This is a genomic window from Bradyrhizobium sp. CB1015 (assembly GCF_025200925.1).
Classification (GTDB): domain Bacteria; phylum Pseudomonadota; class Alphaproteobacteria; order Rhizobiales; family Xanthobacteraceae; genus Bradyrhizobium.
Genome location: NZ_CP104174.1, coordinates 8,336,853 through 8,356,733, shown reverse-complemented (window position 1 = coordinate 8,356,733; position 19,881 = coordinate 8,336,853). Strand labels below are relative to the sequence as shown.

Annotated in this window: 13 protein-coding genes and 1 pseudogene; 9 read left to right on the top strand and 5 right to left on the bottom strand. The window is 65.1% G+C overall.

Annotated elements, in window-relative coordinates:
* Positions 1 to 89: 89 nt before the first annotated feature.
* From N2604_RS39105 to N2604_RS39090, 4 genes are all read left to right on the top strand, one after another.
* A complete protein-coding gene (locus N2604_RS39105; RefSeq protein ID WP_260373219.1) occupies positions 90 to 893 on the top strand; it encodes an ABC transporter ATP-binding protein in 804 nt (267 codons plus the stop codon).
* Positions 894 to 1,149: 256 nt separating this feature from the next.
* On the top strand, positions 1,150 to 1,968 hold the full coding sequence (locus N2604_RS39100; protein WP_260373218.1) for an ABC transporter permease: 819 nt from the start codon (positions 1,150 to 1,152) through the stop codon (positions 1,966 to 1,968).
* A gap of 120 nt (positions 1,969 to 2,088) precedes the next feature.
* Complete coding sequence (locus N2604_RS39095; RefSeq protein ID WP_260373217.1) at positions 2,089 to 3,417, top strand: polyhydroxyalkanoate depolymerase; 1,329 nt, start codon at positions 2,089 to 2,091, stop codon at positions 3,415 to 3,417.
* A 217-nt stretch (positions 3,418 to 3,634) separates the two neighbouring features.
* The gene (locus N2604_RS39090; RefSeq protein WP_260373216.1) at positions 3,635 to 4,474 is read left to right on the top strand and encodes a M48 family metallopeptidase; all 840 of its coding nucleotides are present in this window, start codon (positions 3,635 to 3,637) and stop codon (positions 4,472 to 4,474) included.
* 354 nt (positions 4,475 to 4,828) lie between these two features.
* Here the strand turns inward: N2604_RS39090 and N2604_RS39085 are convergent, their stop codons facing one another.
* Positions 4,829 to 7,039, bottom strand: coding sequence for a transglycosylase domain-containing protein (locus N2604_RS39085; RefSeq protein ID WP_260373215.1), 2,211 nt, complete (start codon positions 7,037 to 7,039; stop codon positions 4,829 to 4,831).
* Positions 7,040 to 7,207: 168 nt separating this feature from the next.
* Between N2604_RS39085 and N2604_RS39080 the strand changes: the two genes are divergently transcribed.
* Entirely contained in the window at positions 7,208 to 7,633 is a 426-nt protein-coding gene (locus tag N2604_RS39080) for a DUF1330 domain-containing protein (protein ID WP_194390476.1), read from the top strand.
* Positions 7,634 to 7,895: 262 nt separating this feature from the next.
* On the opposite strand, the gene N2604_RS39075 is transcribed toward N2604_RS39080, so the two are convergent.
* Both N2604_RS39075 and N2604_RS39070 read right to left on the bottom strand, forming a co-directional pair.
* A complete protein-coding gene (locus tag N2604_RS39075) occupies positions 7,896 to 9,122 on the bottom strand; it encodes an ABC transporter substrate-binding protein (RefSeq protein ID WP_260373214.1) in 1,227 nt (408 codons plus the stop codon).
* A gap of 134 nt (positions 9,123 to 9,256) precedes the next feature.
* Complete coding sequence (locus N2604_RS39070; RefSeq protein ID WP_260376395.1) at positions 9,257 to 9,613, bottom strand: DUF1304 domain-containing protein; 357 nt, start codon at positions 9,611 to 9,613, stop codon at positions 9,257 to 9,259.
* Between the two features lie 98 nt (positions 9,614 to 9,711).
* On the opposite strand from N2604_RS39070, the pseudogene N2604_RS39065 reads away from it, so the two are divergent.
* Positions 9,712 to 10,233: pseudogene (locus tag N2604_RS39065) on the top strand (methylated-DNA--[protein]-cysteine S-methyltransferase); the annotation flags it as partial.
* 175 nt (positions 10,234 to 10,408) lie between these two features.
* Here N2604_RS39065 and N2604_RS39060 read toward each other — a convergent pair.
* Complete coding sequence (locus N2604_RS39060) at positions 10,409 to 13,198, bottom strand: [protein-PII] uridylyltransferase (protein ID WP_260373213.1); 2,790 nt, start codon at positions 13,196 to 13,198, stop codon at positions 10,409 to 10,411.
* A 242-nt stretch (positions 13,199 to 13,440) separates the two neighbouring features.
* Between N2604_RS39060 and N2604_RS39055 the strand changes: the two genes are divergently transcribed.
* The 3 genes from N2604_RS39055 (at position 13,441) to N2604_RS39045 (ending at position 16,865) form a co-directional block, all read left to right on the top strand.
* Positions 13,441 to 13,950, top strand: coding sequence for an OsmC family protein (locus N2604_RS39055; RefSeq protein WP_260373212.1), 510 nt, complete (start codon positions 13,441 to 13,443; stop codon positions 13,948 to 13,950).
* A gap of 179 nt (positions 13,951 to 14,129) precedes the next feature.
* The gene (locus N2604_RS39050; RefSeq protein ID WP_260373211.1) at positions 14,130 to 14,930 is read left to right on the top strand and encodes a hypothetical protein; all 801 of its coding nucleotides are present in this window, start codon (positions 14,130 to 14,132) and stop codon (positions 14,928 to 14,930) included.
* Between the two features lie 258 nt (positions 14,931 to 15,188).
* Complete coding sequence (locus N2604_RS39045; RefSeq protein ID WP_260373210.1) at positions 15,189 to 16,865, top strand: PAS domain-containing methyl-accepting chemotaxis protein; 1,677 nt, start codon at positions 15,189 to 15,191, stop codon at positions 16,863 to 16,865.
* A gap of 94 nt (positions 16,866 to 16,959) precedes the next feature.
* Here N2604_RS39045 and mutS read toward each other — a convergent pair whose 3' ends face one another.
* Complete coding sequence (gene mutS, locus N2604_RS39040) at positions 16,960 to 19,698, bottom strand: DNA mismatch repair protein MutS (RefSeq protein ID WP_260373209.1); 2,739 nt, start codon at positions 19,696 to 19,698, stop codon at positions 16,960 to 16,962.
* Between the last annotated feature and the right edge of the window lie 183 nt (positions 19,699 to 19,881).

The following is a 19,881-nucleotide window of genomic DNA, read 5'->3' as shown; positions in this document are numbered from 1 at the left end:
CACGAACGCTGGGCTGACGGAACCGCCCGATGAGGAGCCCTTACATCAAGCCTTGCGCTCGCCGATGCAATAGCAGAAGAACGGCCAGCATGACCGAGAATGACAAGGCTTCAAGTCGGCCGACTGTCGCGGATCGAAATCCGTCCGCGGCAATTGCTGTCGATCACCTCGTCAAGGTCTACAAGCAGACCCGCGCCGTCGACGACATCTCCTTTTCGCTGCCGCGCGGCAGCATCACGGGGCTTCTCGGCGGCAATGGCGCCGGCAAGACCACGACCATCGCGATGATCATGGGCCTGGTGCTGCCGACCTCCGGCCGCGTGCAGGTGCTCGGTCATGAGATGCCTGACGAGAGCGCGTCGGTGCTGGGGCGGATGAATTTCGAGAGCCCCTATGTCGACATGCCGATGCGGCTCACCGTGCGGCAGAACCTCACCGTGTTCGGCAAGCTCTATGCCGTGAAGGACCTCGCCGACCGCATTGCCAGGCTCGCCGCCGATCTCGACCTCGGCGATTTCATCGACCGCGCCAACGGCAAGCTCTCTGCCGGACAGAAGACCCGCGTTGCGCTGGCGAAGGCGCTGATCAACCAGCCCGAGCTGCTCTTGCTGGACGAGCCGACCGCCTCCCTCGACCCCGATACCGCCGATTGGGTGCGGGCGCATCTGGAGCGGTACCGCCGGGACAACAACGCCACCATTCTGCTGGCCTCGCACAACATGCTCGAGGTCGAGCGGCTCTGCGACCGGATCATCATCATGAAGCGCGGCCGCATCGAGGACGACGATACGCCCGAGGCGATCATGGCCCGCTACAACCGCACCACGCTGGAGGAGGTGTTTCTGGACGTCGCCCGCGGCCGCGCAAATGGGGCGAAGGAGGCGGTGCGGTGAGGGGGAGCCGTAGCCCGGATGGAGCGCAGCGCAATCCGGGAGCAATCTATCCGCATGCAGCGGCCCCGGATGGAGCCTGTCACCCCGGGGCGCGACGTAGTCGCGAGCCCGGGATCCATAACCACAGGATTGAGTTTGGCGAAGACTCGGAGTTACCCGTCTCGCCCCACAACAGTGGCCTGTGGTTATGGATTCCGGGCTCGCGCTCCGCGCGCCCCGGAATGACGAGACGTTGTGCGGGCTACGGGAGCGCGCCATGACCGACGTCTCCCTCCACCGCGGCATCGCCGTGCATCGCATCGGCGCGATGATCCTGCGCTATTGGTATTTGCTGCTATCGTCCTGGCCGCGGCTGCTCGAGCTGCTCTATTGGCCGGCGCTGCAGGTCATCACCTGGGGCTTTCTCCAGCTCTACATCGCCGAAAACGCCAACTTCTTCGCGCGCGCCGGCGGCACGCTGATCGGCGCCGTCATCCTCTGGGACATCCTGTTTCGCGGCCAGCTCGGCTTCTCCATCTCCTTCCTGGAGGAGATGTGGGCGCGCAACATCGGCAATCTCATGATGAGCCCCTTGAGGCCGATCGAGTTCCTGCTGTCGCTGATGGTCATGAGCCTGATCCGGCTTGCGATCGGGATCATTCCGATGACGCTGCTGGCGCTGTTCCTGTTTCACTTCAATGTCTACGCGCTAGGCCTGCCGCTGATCGCGTTCTTCTGCAATCTGATCTTCACGAGCTGGTCGGTCGGCATCTTCGTCTCGGGCCTCGTGCTGCGTAACGGCCTCGGCGCCGAGAGCATCGTCTGGACATTGATGTTCGCGATCCTGCCGCTCGCCTGCGTCTACTATCCCGTCAGCGTGTTGCCGGTCTGGCTGCAATACGTCGCCTGGGCATTGCCGCCGACCTATGCCTTCGAGGGAATGCGCGCGCTCCTGATCGAGCAGACCTTTAGGACCGATCTGATGCTGGAGGCGTTGTTCATCAATGCCGTCCTTTTGGTTGCATCTTTTGGGGCATTCCTTGCCCTTTTGCGCAGCGCAAAGCGGCACGGCTCGCTGCTGTCCGGCGGTGAATAACGTCACTTTCCCGTGGATTCATGCTGATTTGGCCGTTCCGGGCACGTAGATGTACGGAACCATGGATTGACGCAATATTGCGCATTCGGCAGTATGCTGCGATGCGAAGAGGATTATAATATGCCTATTGGTGAGTTTGGCGGCGCGCCGCCCCTGGCGGCAGAAGGCAGTCCGGTCCTGACGACGCCGATGTACTGGATGTACGAGATGGCGCACGCCTCTCTCAATCCGGCTCGTGCGGTCACCGACGCGACCAAGCTGCTGTTTCAGAATCCCCTCAATCCCTGGTCGCGCACCGAGGTCGGCAAGTCGGTTGCCGCGGCCTGCGAATTGTTCGAACGCACCACGCGCCGCTACGGCAAGCCGGAATGGGGCCTCAACGACACCGAGGTCAACGGCATCCGCGTCCCCGTCGAGATCCGCTCGGTCTGGGAAAAGCCGTTCTGCAAGCTGCTCTACTTCGATCGCAAGTTCGCCCGTCCGCTGCGCAGCCCGCAGCCGCGCGTGCTGATCGTGGCTCCGATGTCGGGGCATTATGCGACGCTGCTGCGCGGCACGGTCGAAGCCTTCCTGCCGGCGCATGAGGTCTACATCACCGATTGGGCCGACGCCCGCATGGTGCCCTTGAGCGAAGGCCGCTTCGATCTCGACGACTACATCGACTATGTCATCGAGATGCTGCATGTGCTCGGCGGCAACACCCACGTGATGGCGGTGTGCCAGCCCTCCGTGCCCGTCGTCGCGGCCGTCTCGATCATGGAAGCGCGGCGCGATCCGTTCGTGCCGACCTCGATGACGCTGATGGGCGGCCCGATCGACACCCGGCGCAACCCGACTGGGGTGAACAATCTCGCTCAGGAGCGCGGCATCGACTGGTTCCGCAACCACGTCATCACCAAGGTGCCGTTTCCGCATCCGGGCATGATGCGCGACGTCTATCCGGGATTCTTGCAGCTCAACGGCTTCATCAGCATGAATCTCGACCGGCACATGGATGCCCACAAGCAGCTGTTTGCCCATCTGGTGAAGGGCGACGGCGACCTCGTCGACAAGCATCGCGATTTCTACGACGAATATCTCGCGGTGATGGATCTGCCGGCCGAGTATTACCTGCAGACTGTCGACACCGTGTTCGTGAAGCACTCGCTGCCGAAGGGCGAGATGACCCATCGCGGAACCCGCGTCGATCCTTCCAAGGTCAAGCGCGTCGCGCTGATGACGGTCGAAGGCGAGAACGACGACATCTCCGGCCTCGGTCAGACCGAAGCGACGCACACATTGTGCAGCTCGATTCCCGATCATCGCCGCGTTCATTACGTCCAGAAGGGCGTCGGACATTACGGCGTGTTCAACGGATCGCGTTTCAAGTCGGAGATCATGCCGCGGATTCACGACTTCATGGTTTCGGCGGCGAATCCTGCCTCGTTGCGGGCGCTTGCGGCTGAATAACCCTGAATTTCGGCTTTCCCGTCGAAATTTCGGCCCCTGCCAAGGCCTCCGGCAGGGGCAAGTTCCCGTCAGATTCGCGGTATTTAGGTAGCTTTATAGGAGTGAGTCTACCCTCACCCCTTGGGGGTGTCGCATGCGTCCAGCGGGGGCGAAAAAAGCCGGTTCCAACCCCAGTCTGTAGGGTCTCCCGGACGCCTGACCGCTGTATATTGGGCAAATGATTTGTTTTTGCGCCGAGCGCTTTCCCTGGCGGCGGTTATGGCAGAATCCGGGCGAACTCCTGCTCCCCGGACTCACAGACATGGCCACTCGCGCACTCCTCTATCGGCGGCCCCACGAACCAAAGACCCTCGTCATCACCCACGGATCGCAATTTTTTGCGATTCGGCTGCGCCGGCACCGCCGCGCGCGTCGCTACACGCTCAGAATTCATCCGAGCGACCGCGAAGCCATCCTCACCATGCCGCCGCGCGGCACGCTGGCCGAAGCAAAAGACTTCGCACAGCGTCACGGTGCGTGGATCGCCGCGCGTCTCGGCCGCTTGCCGAAGGCCGCGCCGTTCCAGCCGGGCACGGTGATACCGCTGCGCGGCACGCCGCATCGCATCGTTCATCGCGCCGGCCAGCGCGGCACGGTGTGGACCGAGGTGCGCGACAGCGGTGAACGCATTCTCTGCGTCGCCGGTGGGGTCGAACATGCCGACCGTCGTGTGCATGACTTCCTCAAGCGCGAGGCGCGCCGCGACCTGCAGCGCTCGGCGGAAGCCTACGCTGCCGAGCTCGGCGTCAGGGTCAAGCGGCTCTCGATCCGCGATCAGTCCAGCCGCTGGGGCTCCTGCACCTCGGCCGGCTCGCTGTCGTTCTCCTGGCGCCTGATCCTCGCCCCGCCCTTCGTGCTCGACTACCTCGCCGCGCACGAGGTCGCCCATCTCGTCGAGATGAACCACTCCGCCCGCTTCTGGCGCGTCTGCGGCAAGGTCTGCCCGTCGATGGAGCGCGCCAAGAAGTGGCTCGACACGTACGGCAACGATCTGCACCGGTATGGCGTCGAGGATTAGGCCGACGCTGCCGACTGGGCCTATGCTGCCAACCCAGCAAACACTGTCATCGCCCGCCTTGTGCGCACTTGCGCACTGGGGCGGGCGATCCAGTACGCCGCGGCAGCCGTTATGAATCTCGGTGTCTCGGCGTACTGGATTCCCCGCCTGCGCGGGGAATGACGGCGGAGAGTGGGGAGACGTCACCGCACCTCGCTCGATTCTCGCCACACTTCGCAGCGATCGCGGCGCATGCCCGATTCATCCCGGCGTATCAAATGCTTCGCGTGATCCACCCCGCGTCACGCCGGACGTCGCTTTCTACTGTGCATGGGGTTGTTTTCGCAGTTTTGTTTTGAGGCCCCTCAGCAAGACCTACCGATTCCCACCGAACAGCCGGTCCATCAGCCAGCCATCGAGCCCGGCGGCTGCTTCGGGGCGCACATTGGCGCGCGTCGGAGGCGGCGGGCGATAGCCGCCGGCGTTCGCTTGTGGCGGAGCCGCGGGCGTCGGCGGCGACACCTGCGAGGCCGCCTGCGCGAGGTTCGACAGGCCCCAGCCGCTAGGAGAGCTCGGCAAGGCTGCCACCGGCACGCCCTCGTGCGCGGTGCGCATGAAGCGCGACCACACTTCCACCGGCAGGCCGCCGCCGGTGGCCTTCCTGGTCGGCGAGTTGTCGTCATTGCCGAGCCAGACGCCGGTGACGAGATTGGCGGTGTAGCCGATGAACCAGGCGTCGCGATAGTCCTGGCTGGTGCCGGTCTTGCCGGCCGCCGGCCAGCCCGGGATCTCCGCCTTCTTGGCGGTGCCCGATATCAGCGTCTCCCGCATCATCGCGTTCATCATGCCGACATAGCGGGGGTCGATCACCTGATTGCGCTCCTCCGGCTGGCGCATGTAGAGCAGCTTGCCGCTGACCGTCCTGATCCGCGTGACGACATGCGGCGCCACTGCGAGGCCGCCATTGGCGAACGGCGCATAGGCGCCGACCAGCTCGATCACCGAGACTTCGGAGGTGCCGAGCGCGATCGAGGCGTTGGGCTCGAGCTTGGAGGAGATGCCGAGCCGGTGCGCGGTGCGCACCACGTTCTTCGGCCCGACCTCGAGGCCGAGGCGGATGGCGACCGTGTTGAGCGACATCGCCAGCGCCTGCGTCAGCGTCACCGCACCGAAATATTCATGGGTGTAGTTCTCGGGCTTCCAGCCCTTGACCTCGATCGGCGCGTCCTGGCGCATGGTGTCGGGCGTCAGCCCCTGCTCGAGCGCGGTGAGGTACACGAACGGCTTGAACGAGGAGCCCGGCTGGCGCCTGGCGGTGACCGCGCGGTTGTACTGGCTTTCGGAATAGTTCCGCCCGCCCACCATGGCCCGCACCGCGCCGTCGGGCGTCATGGCCACCAGCGCGCCCTGGCTGACGTTGAACTTCACGCTCTTGGCCGCGAGCTCGTCGATGATGGCGGCTTCCGCCACGCTCTGCAGCTTCGGATCGATCGTGGTCTCGACCTTGATGCTCTCGTCGATCTGGCCAACCAGATCATCCAGCACCTCGCCGATCCAGTCGGCGACGTAATTCACCGTGCCGGCGCCGGCCGGCTTCACGTTGTAGGAGGGATGGCCGATCGAGGCCTTCGCCTGCGCGTCGGTGATGAACTTCGCATCCGCCATCGCCGCGAGCACGATCTGCGCCCGCGCTTCGGCGCCTTCGGGGTTGCGGTTCGGCGCAAGGCGGGACGGCGACTTGACGAGGCCGGCCAGCATCGCGGCTTCCGCGACCGTCACGGTCTTCGCCGACTTGCCGAAATATTTCTGCGCCGCCGCCTCGACGCCGTAGGCGCCGGAGCCGAAATAGACGCGGTTGAGATAAAGCTCCAGGATCTCGTCCTTGGAATGCTTGCGCTCCAGCCAGATCGCCAGCTCCACCTCCTGCAGCTTGCGCTGCATGGTGCGCTCCTGGGTCAGGAACAGGTTTTTGGCGAGCTGCTGCGTCAAGGTCGAGCCGCCCTGCGACACACCGCGATGAAGCACGTTGGTGACGAGCGCGCGCAGGATGCCGACCGGGTCGATGCCGAAATGCGAATAGAAGCGGCGGTCCTCGATGGCGATGAAGGCCTTCGGCAAGTACGGCGGCAGATCCTTCAGCGCGACATTGGCGCCGGCCATCTCGCCGCGCTGCGCCAGCATGCTGCCGTCGATGCCGACGATCTGGATCGTCGGCGGGCGCTTGGGGATTTCCAGCGACTGGATCGGCGGCAGATGCGCGCCGACATAGATCACGACGCCGATCACGGCGATGACGCCCCACAGGCTCAGCACCGCGCCCCAATAGACCAGGCGGCCAAGGCCCGCACCGAAGCGCGACTTCGACCGCCGCTTGGCGCCGCTGCGGCCGGCCGGTGCTTTGCGCTCGCGCGGCGGCTCGTCGCCGGCATCCTCGCTCTTGCGCTTGGCGGATGGTTTGGCAGATTTCTTCGGCTTGTCGTCGCCGCCGGGAACGCGGTCCGCCGGGGTGAGGCGCAGATCGGCGAGCGCCGCGGGCAAGCCGAACAGCGGCTCCTTCCGCGTACCCTTTTTCTTTCCCCACGCCATACGCCAAACGCCCGGTCAGCTCGCCCCGCCGAGACGCTAGCGGTCGCTGTTTAAGGCCGGGTTACCCCGGCGTTAACGCGCGATTAGGAGATGCGGCATTCGCCGGCCGCAGTTCCGCTTCTGGGGCCGCAAGGCTAGGATCGCCTATCAATGAAAAGAGGGAGCGCCATGGGCCATATCGATCCGACCAAGGAGATCTTCGCGCAATTCCGGGAGAACGATCGCCCCGGCCCGATCCACATGCTCAACCTGGTCCGCCTGCGCAAAGAGGCGGCCTATCCGGACGGCCGCAAGGCCAGCGGCGCAGAGGCCTATGCGGCCTATGGCCGCGAAAGCGGCCCGGTGTTCGAGCGTCTCGGCGGCCGCATCGTCTGGCAGGGCAGATTCGAGCTGATGCTGATCGGCCCGCAGGAGGAACGCTGGGACCATTGCTTCATCGCCGAATATCCGAGCGTTGCCGCCTTCGTCGAGATGATCCGCGATCCCGTCTATCGCGAGGCGGTGAAGCACCGCCAGGCCGCGGTCGAGGATTCGCGGCTGATCCGCCACGCCGTGCTGCCGGTCGGGAAGAACTTTGGAGAGATACCGACCTAGGCGCCGCCCCGAGCGACAAGCTCTCCCCGTCATCCCCGCGCAACGGCGAAGCCGTTGTCGCTGGAGGTGCGAGAGGCGCGATGCAAAGCATCCTGCCGGGAGCCTCGAAGGATGCACGGCCCCAACGCTTCTGCGTGTGCGGTCAGCCGAGCCGTCGCCCTTCGAGGGCCGCTGAAGAAGCGGCCGCCTCAGGGTGACGGTGGTGGACCGAGCCAAAAAAGGCGGCCTGCAGGCCGATCGTGTCGCGGAATTCTAACAACTGCTAGCCCGACGGGCCGGTGTCCTCGATGATCGGTCCGAACAGCTCCCAGCGCTCGCCGTTGAACTTCATCATCTGCATCTGCTTGTTGACGCGGTAGTCGTTCGGTCCGGTGTTGATCTTGATGCCGGGCAGGGCGAAGCTCGGAGTGAAGTCCTTGATGTTGGCGACCTGCCTCATGATGTTCTCACGCGTCAGATCGTCGCCGCATTGCTTCAAGACCTGCACCAACAGCTCGGCGACCGAATAGGCGTAGGTGTTGACGGTGTTGAGCTTGTCGCCTTCCGGGAAATACTTGTCCATGAAGGCGAAGAAGGCCTTCACGCCGGGATCGTCCTTCCACTGCGGATCGCCGGGCTCCTTGCCATATTGCGTCGAGATGATGCCCTTGGAGATCTCGAGGCCGGCCGGCTTCAGCGTTGCCGAGATCGGGCTCGCATTGATGTCGAGGATGTGCACCGGCGTCCAGCCGAGGTCGGCGAGCTTCTTGATCGCCTGTGCCGCAAACTTCGGCGTCGAGGCATCGAAGAACACGTCGACACCCATCGACTTCAGCTTCACGACCTGCGAATCCACTGTGGGGTCGGTCACCTCGTAGGAGACCTCGCCGACGATCATGCTGGCGGCCTTGTTGCCGAGACCGCTCTTCAGACCGGCCAGATAGTCGCGGCCCATGTCGTCGTTCTGGTAGAGCACGCCGATCTTGGCGTTCGGATGCTCCTTGAGAATGTATTTTGCGTAGATGCGTCCCTCGGACACGTAGTTGGGATTGTAGGCGATGGTCCAGGGATAGTTCTGGGGATCGTTGAAGCGAGCCGCGCCGGTCGAAGCGAGCAACTGCGGCACCTTCTTGCCGTTGAGGTACTTCTGCACGGCGGCGTTCGCGGCTGTGCCGATCAGCTGGAACGTGAAGAGCACTTCGTCGCCTTCGACGAGCTTGCGCACCTGCTCCACGGTCTTCGGCGGCGAATAGGCGTCGTCATATTGGATCAGGTTGATCTTGCGGCCGTTGATGCCGCCCTGATCGTTGATCATCTTGAAATACGCGGCCTGGGTCTTGCCGATATTGGCGTAGACGGAATAGGCGCCGGAGAACGGCACGGTCTGGCCGATCTTGATCTCGGTGTCGCTTGCGCCGGTGTCGTATTTCTTCTGGGCGAGGGCCTGGCTGGTCGAGACCGCGACGGCGAACGCCGCCGTGGCCGCTATGAAGGCTCTGCGATTGTTCATGTTGGTTCGTTCCTCCTGACGGAATTTTAGGCCGATGGTCTTTCTCCGTTGATTGCAACGGTCGCCATCGCTGCCGAAGATTGTGGAGGAAGGTTCGTCGCAGCGCAAGGATCGCGGCGCTGTGCCGTAGCGTCTCAGGCGAGAAACATTGCAATCAGCGCGATTGCCGCCGGCAGCGCCTGCACGATCAGGATCCGCGTGCTGACGGTCGCCGCGCCATAGGCGCCGGCCACGATCACGCAGAGCAGGAAGAACACCTTGATCTGGAACGCGAAGGCCGGGTTGCCGTGGACGAGGCCCCAGACCAGGCCGGCAGCAAGGAAGCCGTTGTAGAGCCCTTGATTGGCGGCCAGCACCTTGGTGATCGCGGCCTTCTCGGGCGAGTTCCGAAACACCTTCAGGCCCAGCGGTCTGTCCCAGAGAAGCATTTCTAGCGCCAGGAAGAAGACGTGCAGCGCGGCGACCAGCGCCACCAGGATATTGGCGATCAGGATCAAGGTGAGCTCCCCCAAAGCATCAGCTTTCGGGTGGACGTTAGCACGGCCGCCATGGCAAGTGCGATCGATGTGTTTCGCTCCCCTGGTGCCGCATGCCCATCCGATCAACCAAGGTTCCTGAACGCTTCGGCCTCGATCGCCTGGCGACGCCGATCGGGATCGCGCTGCTGGTCACCGATTCCGAGGGCAATCTGCGGGCACTCGACTGGCATGATTACGAGCATCGGATGCGCGCGCTGTTGCGCCTGCATTACGGGACGGTCGATCTCAGCGATCGGCCGGCGCCGGCAGAGATGCGCACCGCGCTGTCGGGCTATTTCGAAGGCGAGCTCGGCCGGCTCTCCGGCATCGCGAGGCGCACCGCCGGAACGCCGTTCCAGCAGAAGGTCTGGACCGCGCTCGCGCAAATCCCAGCCGGCACCACGCTGAGCTACGGCGCGCTCGCCGCAACCATCGGCATGCCCAAAGCGATTCGCGCCGTCGGCCACGCCAACGGCTCCAACCCAATCAGCGTGGTGCTGCCCTGTCACCGCCTGATCGGTGCGGACGGCTCGCTGGTGAAATATGGCGGCGGCCTCGCGCGCAAGCGCTGGCTGCTGCGGCACGAGGGCGTTGGAGGTTTAGGTCTCTCAATCCGTCATTCCGGGGCGCGCATAGCGCGAGCTATGGTGCGCACTTGCGCACCTGAGAATCCATATCCACCGGCTGTGGTTATGGATTCCGGGCCTGGCCCTTCGGGCCATCCCGGAATGACGAGAGAAGATGTTTTGCGCGGGACTTTCTGCCTGTTCACGCCGCCGGCTGCACCGCCTTGTCGCCGGCCATCACATGGGTCAGCGCGCTCTTGATCGCGGCCTGGCGCGTCGGCGCATTGATCTGCGCGCCCAGGAGGTCGGTGACGTAGAACACGTCGCGGGCGCGCTCGCCGAAGGTCGCGACATGGGCCGAGGCGATGTTGAGATTGAGCTTCGAGATCGCGGTGGTCAGCTCGTAGAGCAGGCCGGGCCGGTCGAGCCCGGAGACCTCGATCACGGTGTAGCGATCGGACCATTGATTGTTGATGGTCACCTCCGGCTCGATCACGAACGGCTTCGCCTTGCTGCGCACGGTGCGCCGCGCCACCACTTCGGGCAGGCGCAGCTTGCCCTCCAGCACGTCCTCGATCATCTCGCCGATGCGCGTGGCGCGCCGTCCCTCGTCCTCGTCGCGGTCGTATTCGCGCGAGATCGAGATCGTGTCGAGCGCGCGGCCGTCGGTCGTGGTGTAGATCTGGGCGTCGACGATGTTGGCGCCGGCCGAAGCGCAGGCACCGGCAATGATCGACAGCAGCCAGGGATGGTCGGCGGCGAAGATCGTCAGCTCGGTGACGCCGCGCACCTCGTCGAAACCGACATTGATCGCGAGCTTGTGGCCGGCCTGCTCGCTGGAGCGGACGAAGCGGGCGTGCCGGATCTTGCGCGGCAGCTCGACCTTGAGCCAATAGGCCGGATAGTGCCGGCCGATATAGGCATCGAGCTCGTCCTTCGGCCATTCGGCGAAGGCCATGCGAAATTCGGCGTGCGCAGCTGCAAGGCGCTTGCCGCGATCGACTTCCGAGAAGCCGCCGGTCAGCACCGGCTCGGTCTCGTAGTACAGCGAGCGCAACAGCTGCGCCTTCCAGCCGTTCCACACGCCCGGGCCGACGCCGCGGATGTCGGCGGTGGTCAGGATGGTCAGGAGCTTCATCTGCTCGACCGACTGCACCACGGCAGCGAAATTCTCGATGGTCTTGCGATCGGAGAGGTCGCGCGACTGCGCGACCGTGGACATCGTCAGATGCTCCTCGATCAGCCAGGCCACGAGCTCGGTGTCGGCCGGGCTGAAGCCGAGCCGCGGGCACAGCCGTCGCGCCACCTTGGCGCCGGCGATGGAATGGTCCTCGGGACGGCCCTTGGCGACGTCATGCAGCAGCGTCGCGATGTAGATCACCGCGCGGTGCTCGGGTCGGATCTTGCGGAACAGATCGCTCGCCAGCGCGAACTCCTCGATGCCGCCGCGCTCGATGTCCTGCAAGAAGCCGATGCAGCGGATCAGGTGCTCGTCGACAGTGTAATGATGATACATGTTGAACTGCATCATCGAGACGATCTTGCCGAAGGCGCGGATGAAGTGGCCGAGCACGCCGGTCTCGTTCATCCGCCGCAGCACGATCTCGGCATTGTCGGAGGTCAGGATCTCCATGAACAGCCGGTTGGCCTCGGGATTTTCGCGCAAGCCTGCGTTGATCAGGCCGAGCGAGCGCGTCACGTCGCGCATCGCGTCCGGGTGGAAGGCGAGGTTGTTTTTCTGCGCGAGGCGGAAGATGCGGATCAGATTGACCGGGTCGTGCTTGAACACGTCGGGCGCGGCCACGTTGATGCGGTTGTTGTCGACGATGAAGTCGTCGCTGTCGGGCACGCGCCGCTTCACCGCGCTGGGTCGCAGCCGCGCCATCATCCGGCTCAGCACCGGTGCGGGCTTGGCCTGCTGGTCCTCGAGCTTGGCGCAGAGGATGGCGGTGAGGTTGCCGACTTCCTTGGCGACCAGGAAGTAGTGCTTCATGAAGCGCTCGACGTCCTGCATGCCGGGATGCGAGGTGTAGCCGAGACGGATCGCGATCTCGCGCTGGAGATCGAAGGACAGGCGCTCCTCGGCGCGGCCAGAGTAGAAGTGCAGATTGCAGCGCACCGACCAGAGGAAGTCGGCGCAGCGGCGGAAGGTGCGATATTCCTGCGCGTCGAACACGCCGCGCCCGACCAGCTCGTGGGTGTCGCGCACGCGATAGACGTATTTGGCGATCCAGAACAGCGTGTGCAGGTCGCGCAAGGCACCCTTGCCGTCCTTGACGTTGGGCTCGACCAGATAGCGCGACTGGCCGCCGCGGCGGTGGCGCTCCTCGCGCTCGGCGAGCTTTGCGGTGACGAATTCGGACGCGGTGCCCTGCACCACTTCCTTGTCGAAACGCTCGACCAGCTCGTCATAGAGCGGCTTGTCGCCGGTGAGGAACCGCGTCTCCAGGATCGCGGTGCGGATCGTCATGTCGCCGCGCGCCTGCCGGATCGATTCGTCGACCGATCGCGTGGCGTGACCGACCTTCAGCCCCATGTCCCAGAGGCAATAGAGGATGGCTTCGGCGACCTGCTCGCCCCACGCGGTCTGCTTGTAGGGCAGGATGAAGAGCAGATCGATGTCCGATTCCGGCGCCATCAGGCCGCGGCCGTAGCCGCCGGTCGCCACCACCGCCATGCGCTCGGCGCCGCTCGGGATCGGCGAGCGGTAGAGATGGCGCGTCGCGGCCGAATACAGGATGCGGATGATCTCGTCCTGCACGTGGCACAGCCGCTCGGCGCAGCGGCGGCCGTGGCGGTCCTTCAGAAGGATCGCCTGGGCGGCGGCGCGCGCGGCGATCAGCTCGGCCTTGAGCAATTGCGCCATCGCCGTGCGGAACGCGTCCTCGCGCCCCTCGTGCTTCTCGGCGAGCGCATCGACCGCGGCGGTGATCCGCGCGGTATCGAAGCGATCATCCACCTCGGCCTTGTGCTCAGTCGCGACGCTGTCCATGTCTCACCGGATATAAGAGGTGACAGGCGCTGTCACGAGACATTCGCAAGGGGACGACCGGCGAGTTGGCCACGCAGATGAACCGGCTCCGGTCCTGGTCTCGGCGCCTGGAGTAACGTCATGAATATGCACAGATTTTTCTCATGGATCCCGGCTGCTCATGACTGCTTCCACCAATCATGGGCTGACACCCAACCAATCGCCCCCTATACCGCTCGTCGATATCCCCGGGAGAGAACAAGATGGACGCCGCAGAGCTGCGCCAGATGCAGGCCCCGATCAAGGAGCGCTACAAGACCGATCCCAAGGCTGCGCTGATCACGCTGAAGGCCAAAGGCTCCACCGATAGCGAAGGCATCGCCTGCAAGGTCGAGACCGGCCGCGCCATCGCAACGGCTGGCCTCCACCCCGCCACCGGCGGCTCCGGCCTCGAGCTCTGCTCCGGCGACATGCTGCTGGAAGCCCTGGTCGCCTGTGCCGGCGTCACGCTGAAATCGGTCGCGACCGCCATCGAGGTGCCGCTCAAGACCGGCAATGTCTACGCCGAGGGCGATCTCGATTTCCGCGGCACGCTCGGCGTCGACAAGGAGACGCCCGTCGGCTTCGCCGAGATCCGCCTGCGCTTCGAGGTCGACACCGACGCAGCGCAGGACAAGCTCGATCTGCTGCTCAAGCTCACCGAGCGCTATTGCGTGGTCTACCAGACCATCAAGAACGGCCCGAGAGTTTCGGTGTCGATGCAGCGGATGTGACTCTCTTACCCTCCCCTGGAGGGGAGGGTCGATCGCGCGTAGCGCGAGCGGGGTGGGGCGATCTCTCCACTCGGGCACCGTGTCCGTCGAGAGACTGTCACCCCACCCCGTCTCATATTCCGCTGCGTTCCATATGAGCCGACCCTCCCCCTCCAGGGGAGGAGGGTAAGAAGCCAAAAATGTCCCCCGACCTCCACGTCCTCCTCTTCCTGCTCCTGCGCATGGCGATCGCGGCGGCGTTCGTGGTGACGGCGTCGATCATCACCGAACGCTCGGGACCGGTGATCGGCGCGCTGATCGCGACCCTGCCGGTGTCGGCGGGTCCGTCCTACGTCTTTCTTGCGATCGATCATGACGCCGCGTTCATCGCGCAGGGCGCGCTGGCGAGCCTGCCGGTCAATGCGGCGACGATCTTCATGTGCCTCACCTACGTCGTGCTGTCGCAGCGGCACAACCTCGTGGTGAGTTGCGGAAGTGCTTTCGCGGTGTGGATCGGGACGGCGTCGATCATCCGCCAGTTCGACTGGTCGCTCACGGCGGGGCTTGCCGCCAATCTGATCGCATTCGGCATCTGCATTCCACTGCTCGCGCGCTATCGCCATGTGAAGATGCCGCTGGTGACGCGCCGCTGGTACGATGTGCCGATGCGCGCTGCGCTGGTTGCGACCCTCGTCGCCATCGTGGTTTCGACATCGAGCTGGGTCGGCCCGCGCATCAGCGGCATCATCGCACTCTTTCCCGTGGTGTTCTCCAGCATCATGGTGATCCTGCATCCGCGCATCGGGGGACCGCCGACAGCCGCCGTGCTCGCCAACTCCGCCTGGGGCCTGCTCGGGTTTGGCATGGCCATCGCCGTCCTGCACGTTGCAGTCGTGAAGTTTGGATTGGCGGTAGGTCTTTCGCTCGCGCTTGCAACCTGCGTGGTGTGGAATCTGATGCTGTGGTGGCGTGGACGCAGAAGGCTGCGCATCGAAACGTAAGCTTTGGTACCGGACCTTTGCGGTGCTCAGCCGGTAGTTTTGCGGTGTTTGACTGCGCGTTTCCGATTATGTCGTTAATTTAATCTTTGTGTCTTGACCCTACACTTACTCGTCAGCTGTCGAGACGGCCCCGTTGAATAGCGGGGGCTACAGTTCCACCAGTCCGAAAGTCGTGAACGACGAGCCGAAAAAATCGAGCGCGAGCGTGACGCTGCGCGCGCCATGCAAAATGATTTTCTCATCGAGGGAGACACCTGAATGTTCGGCCGCAAGTCCCACAATGATGCACAAGCGCGGCTCGATGCCATCGGCCGTTCGCAGGCGATGATCGAATTCAATCTTGATGGGACGATCATCACGGCCAACAAGAATTTTCTCGACGCCCTTGGCTACCGGCTCGAGGAGATCCAGGGCAAGCATCACTCGATGTTCGTGCCGGCCGACCAGCGCGACAGCGCCGAGTACAAGGCGTTCTGGGCCGCATTGAACCGTGGCGAGTATCAGGCGCGCGAATTCAAGCGGATCGCGAAAAGCGGCCGCGAGGTCTGGATCGAAGCATCCTACAATCCGGTGCTCGACGGCAACGGCAAGACGGTGATGGTCGCCAAGATTGCGACCGACATCACCGAGAAGAAGATCCGCAGCATGACGGACGCCTCCAAGATCGCCGCCATCAGCCGCGCGCAGGCCGTCATCGAGTTCAAACTCGACGGCACCGTCGTCTCGGCCAACGAGAATTTCTGCAAGGCGCTCGGCTACTCGCTCGACGAGATCAAGGGCAAGCATCACAGCCTGTTCGTGCCCGACGCCGATCGCAACAGCCCGGCCTATCGTGAATTCTGGGTCGCGCTCAACCGCGGCGATTACCAGGCCGGCGAGTTCAAGCGGATCGGCAAGGGCGGTCGCGAGGTCTGGATCCTCGCCTCCTACAATCCGTTGCTCGACGAAAGCGGCAAGCCGTACGGCGTCGTCAAGTTCGCGACCGACGTCACCGCGGAGAAGTTGAAGAATTCCGATCTCGCCGGCCAGATCGCGGCGATCGACAAGGCCCAGGCCGTGATCGAGCTCAACATGGACGGCACGATCATCACCGCAAACGCCAACTTCCTCGGCGCGCTCGGCTATTCGCTGGCCGAGATCAAGGGCAGGCATCACAGCATGTTCGTCGAGCCGAGCGAGCGCGACGGTGCCGGCTATCGCGAGTTCTGGGCGGCACTCAATCGCGGCGAGTACCAGGCGGCCGAATACAAGCGCATCGGCAAGGGCGGCAAGGAGGTCTACATCCAGGCCTCCTACAATCCGATCCTCGACCTCAACGGCAAGCCGTTCAAGGTGGTGAAATACGCCACCGACGTCACCAAGCAGGTCCTGGTCCGCATGGGCAACGAGCGCGTGCGCGGCATGATGGAATCGGTTGCCGCCGGCTCGGAGGAATTGAACGCTTCAGTGCGGGAGATCTCCGAGGCCATGACCAAGTCGCGCGAGACCGCGATGGGCGCGGTCGAGCAGGTCGGCGCCGCCGACGCGCAGGCCCAGCGTCTCACCGAGGCCGCGCAGGCGATGAGCGGCATCGTCGAGATGATCAACAACATCACCGGGCAGATCAATCTGCTCGCGCTCAACGCCACGATCGAATCGGCGCGCGCGGGCGAAGCCGGCCGCGGCTTCGCGGTGGTCGCTTCCGAGGTCAAGAGCCTCGCCAACCAGGCCAAGCAGGCGACCGACAAGATCGGCCAGGAGATCGGCAGCCTCAACAGCATCTCCGGCGACGTCGTCAGCGCGCTCGGCTCGATCAAGCAGGCGATCAACAATGTCAGCGAGTACGTGACCTCGACCGCCGCCGCGATCGAGGAGCAGAGCACGGTGACCAACGAGATGTCGACCAGCATGCAGCGCGCCGCCGCCGAAGCCGCGGCGATCGCAGCGAGGGGGTAGGCGCCTTCCGGGGCGGCTCGAAGAGCCGAACTACGGTGCGCAATTGCGCACCTGAGGTCTGGTCCTTCGGACCATCCCGGAATGACGGTCTCATCTACGATTTCGGCAGTTTCGCCTTCAGCGCATACAGCGCATCCAGCGCCTCGCGCGGCGACATCTCGTCGGGGTGCAGCGCCTTCACCGCCTCCACAAGCAGCTCCGCTTCGCTCGGCGGCGCGGCTTCAGTGGCGGCGCGCGAGGGCACTGCGAACAGCGGCAGATCGTCGACGAGCGCTCGCGCGGTCTGGCCGCGGTCCTGCGCCTCCAGCTTGGAGAGCACCGACTTGGCACGCGTGATCACCGCCGGCGGCAGGCCGGCGAGTTTCGCCACCTGGATGCCGTAGGAGCGGTCGGCCGAGCCCGGCAGCACCTCGTGCAGGAACACGACGTTGCCCTGCCATTCCTTCACCCGCACCGTGGCGTTGAACATCCGCGGCAGCTTGGCCGCGAGCGCAGTCAGCTCGTGATAGTGCGTCGCGAACAATGTGCGGCAGCGGTTGCTCTCGTGCAGATGCTCGATCGCGGCCCAGGCGATCGAGAGGCCGTCGAAGGTCGCGGTGCCGCGGCCGATTTCATCCAGGATCACGAGCGAGCGCTCGCCGGCCTGGTTCAGGATCGCCGCGGTCTCGACCATCTCGACCATGAAGGTGGAGCGGCCGCGGGCGAGATCGTCGGCGGCGCCGACGCGCGAGAACAGGCGGTCGACGATGCCGATCCGCGCGCGCGTGGCCGGCACGAAGCTGCCGATCTGGGCCATCAAGGCAATCAGCGCGTTCTGGCGCAGGAAGGTCGATTTACCGGCCATGTTGGGACCGGTGAGCAGCCAGAGCTGGCCTGACTTCTGCGCCGGCGCGGGAGAGAGGTCGCAGGCATTGGCGATGAACGGCTCGCCGTTGCGCTTGAGCGCCTGCTCGACCACGGGGTGGCGGCCGGCCTCGATCGCAAAGCTGAGCGAGCCGTCGACCTCGGGCCGCACATAGTTTTCGTCGACGGCGAGCTTGGCCAGCGAGGTCGCGACGTCGAGCAGCGCAAAGCCTTGCGCCGCGGCGCGCAGATCGTCGCTGATCGCGAGCGCCTTGGCGCAGAGCCGCTCGAAGATCTCGAGCTCGAGGCCGAGCGCACGGTCGCCGGCATTGGCGATCTTGGCCTCGATCTCGCCGAGCTCGGACGTGGTGAAGCGCACCTGCCCCGCCAGCGTCTGGCGATGGATGAAGGTCGCGTTCAGCGGCGGCGACATCAGCTTGTCGCCGTGCTGGGCGGTGACCTCGACGAAATAGCCGAGCACGTTGTTGTGGCGAATTTTCAGAGCCTTGACGCCGGTGTCATCGGCGTAGCGCGCCTGCATCGAGGCGACCACGAGGCGCGAGGCGTCGCGCAGGTTTCGCGCCTCGTCCAGCGCCGGCTCGTAGCCCTGGCGGACGAAGCCGCCGTCGCGTTTGATCAGCGGCAGCTGCTCGTCGAGCGCTGCCGCGAACTCGGCCGCAAGCTCGCGCGATGGCCGCTGCAGCGCCGCCATCACCGCTGCGACTTCCTGCGGCGGTTGATCCAGCTCGGAGAGCCGCGTCAGCAGCTGGTCGGCGGCGGTGATGCCGTCGCGGATGCCGGCGAGGTCGCGCGGCCCGCCTCGGCCGACCGAGAGACGGGCGAGCGCCCGTGACATGTCGGGCGCGCCGCGCAGGATGCTGCGGATGTCCTCGCGCGCGGCGGAATCGGCGACGAAGGCGCTGACCGCGTCTAACCGCCGCGCGATCGCCGGCGCATCGGTCAGCGGCGCGGCCAGGCGCTGCGCCAGCAGGCGGGAGCCTGCCGAGGTCACGGTGCAGTCGATCGCGTCGAGCAGCGAGCCGCGGCGTTCGCCGGCGAGGGTGCGCGTCAGCTCGAGATTGGCGCGCGTGGCCGGGTCGATCGCCATGGTCGCGCCCGAGGCCTCGCGCGCGGGCGGCGACAGCGGGGGATGCTTGCCGACCTGGGTGCGGTCGACATAGGTGACGGCGGCCGCCGCGGCGGTGGCTTCCAGGCGCGTCAGCTGCGCGAGCCCGTCCATGGTCGCGACGGCAAAATAGTCGCAGAGGCGCTTTTCGGCGGTGGCGCCGTCGAACACGTCGCGGGTCAGCGGCGTCACGGCCGGCAACTCGCGCAAGGTCTGGCCGAGCTCGTTGTCGCCAAAGAGCGCGTCGGTGACGATCGCCTCGTTCGGGTTGATGCGCGCCAGCGTCGCGGCGAGCTCGCCGCCCGAGACCTCGGTGACCATGAATTCGGCCGTCGAGATGTCGATCCAGGCAAGGCCGAAGCGGTCGCCGCCGGCCGAGGAGCGGGCGCGCGCGATCGCCAGCAGGTAATTGTTGGCACGCGCATCCAGCAGCGTGTCCTCGGTCAGCGTGCCCGGCGTCACCAGCCGCACCACGCCGCGGCGAACCACGCTCTTGTTGCCGCGCGCTTTCGCCGCCGCGGGATCCTCGGTCTGCTCGCACACCGCGACCCGATGCCCGGCGCTGATGAGACGATGCAGATAATCCTCGGCGCGCTCGACCGGCACGCCGCACATCGGGATATCCGCGCCCTGGTGCTTGCCGCGCTTGGTCAGGACGATACCGAGCGTTTTGGAGGCGATCTCGGCGTCCTCGAAGAACAATTCGTAGAAGTCACCCATCCGGTAGAACAGCAGCAAGCCCTGATGCGCCGCCTTGATCTCCAGATACTGCTCCATCATCGGCGTGACGCGTGCGGCGGCTTCCGTGTGCGGTGCGGGCGCTTCCTCGGGCGGCGGAACGGGTATCGGTTGTTGCATGGTCATGGGCGGCGCAACCTACAAAATTTCGGCACCTGCTCCTATCGCTTTGGCCGGGAAGCGGAGGTTTTCCACGTTGTCCGCACCGCGGCATGCGTGACGGACGGCAGGCCTCTGCAATGCACGCGCGAAACCGTCAATTGACCTGCCGCGGCCGCCCTCCTAAAACTCCGCCGACATTGAAGAATT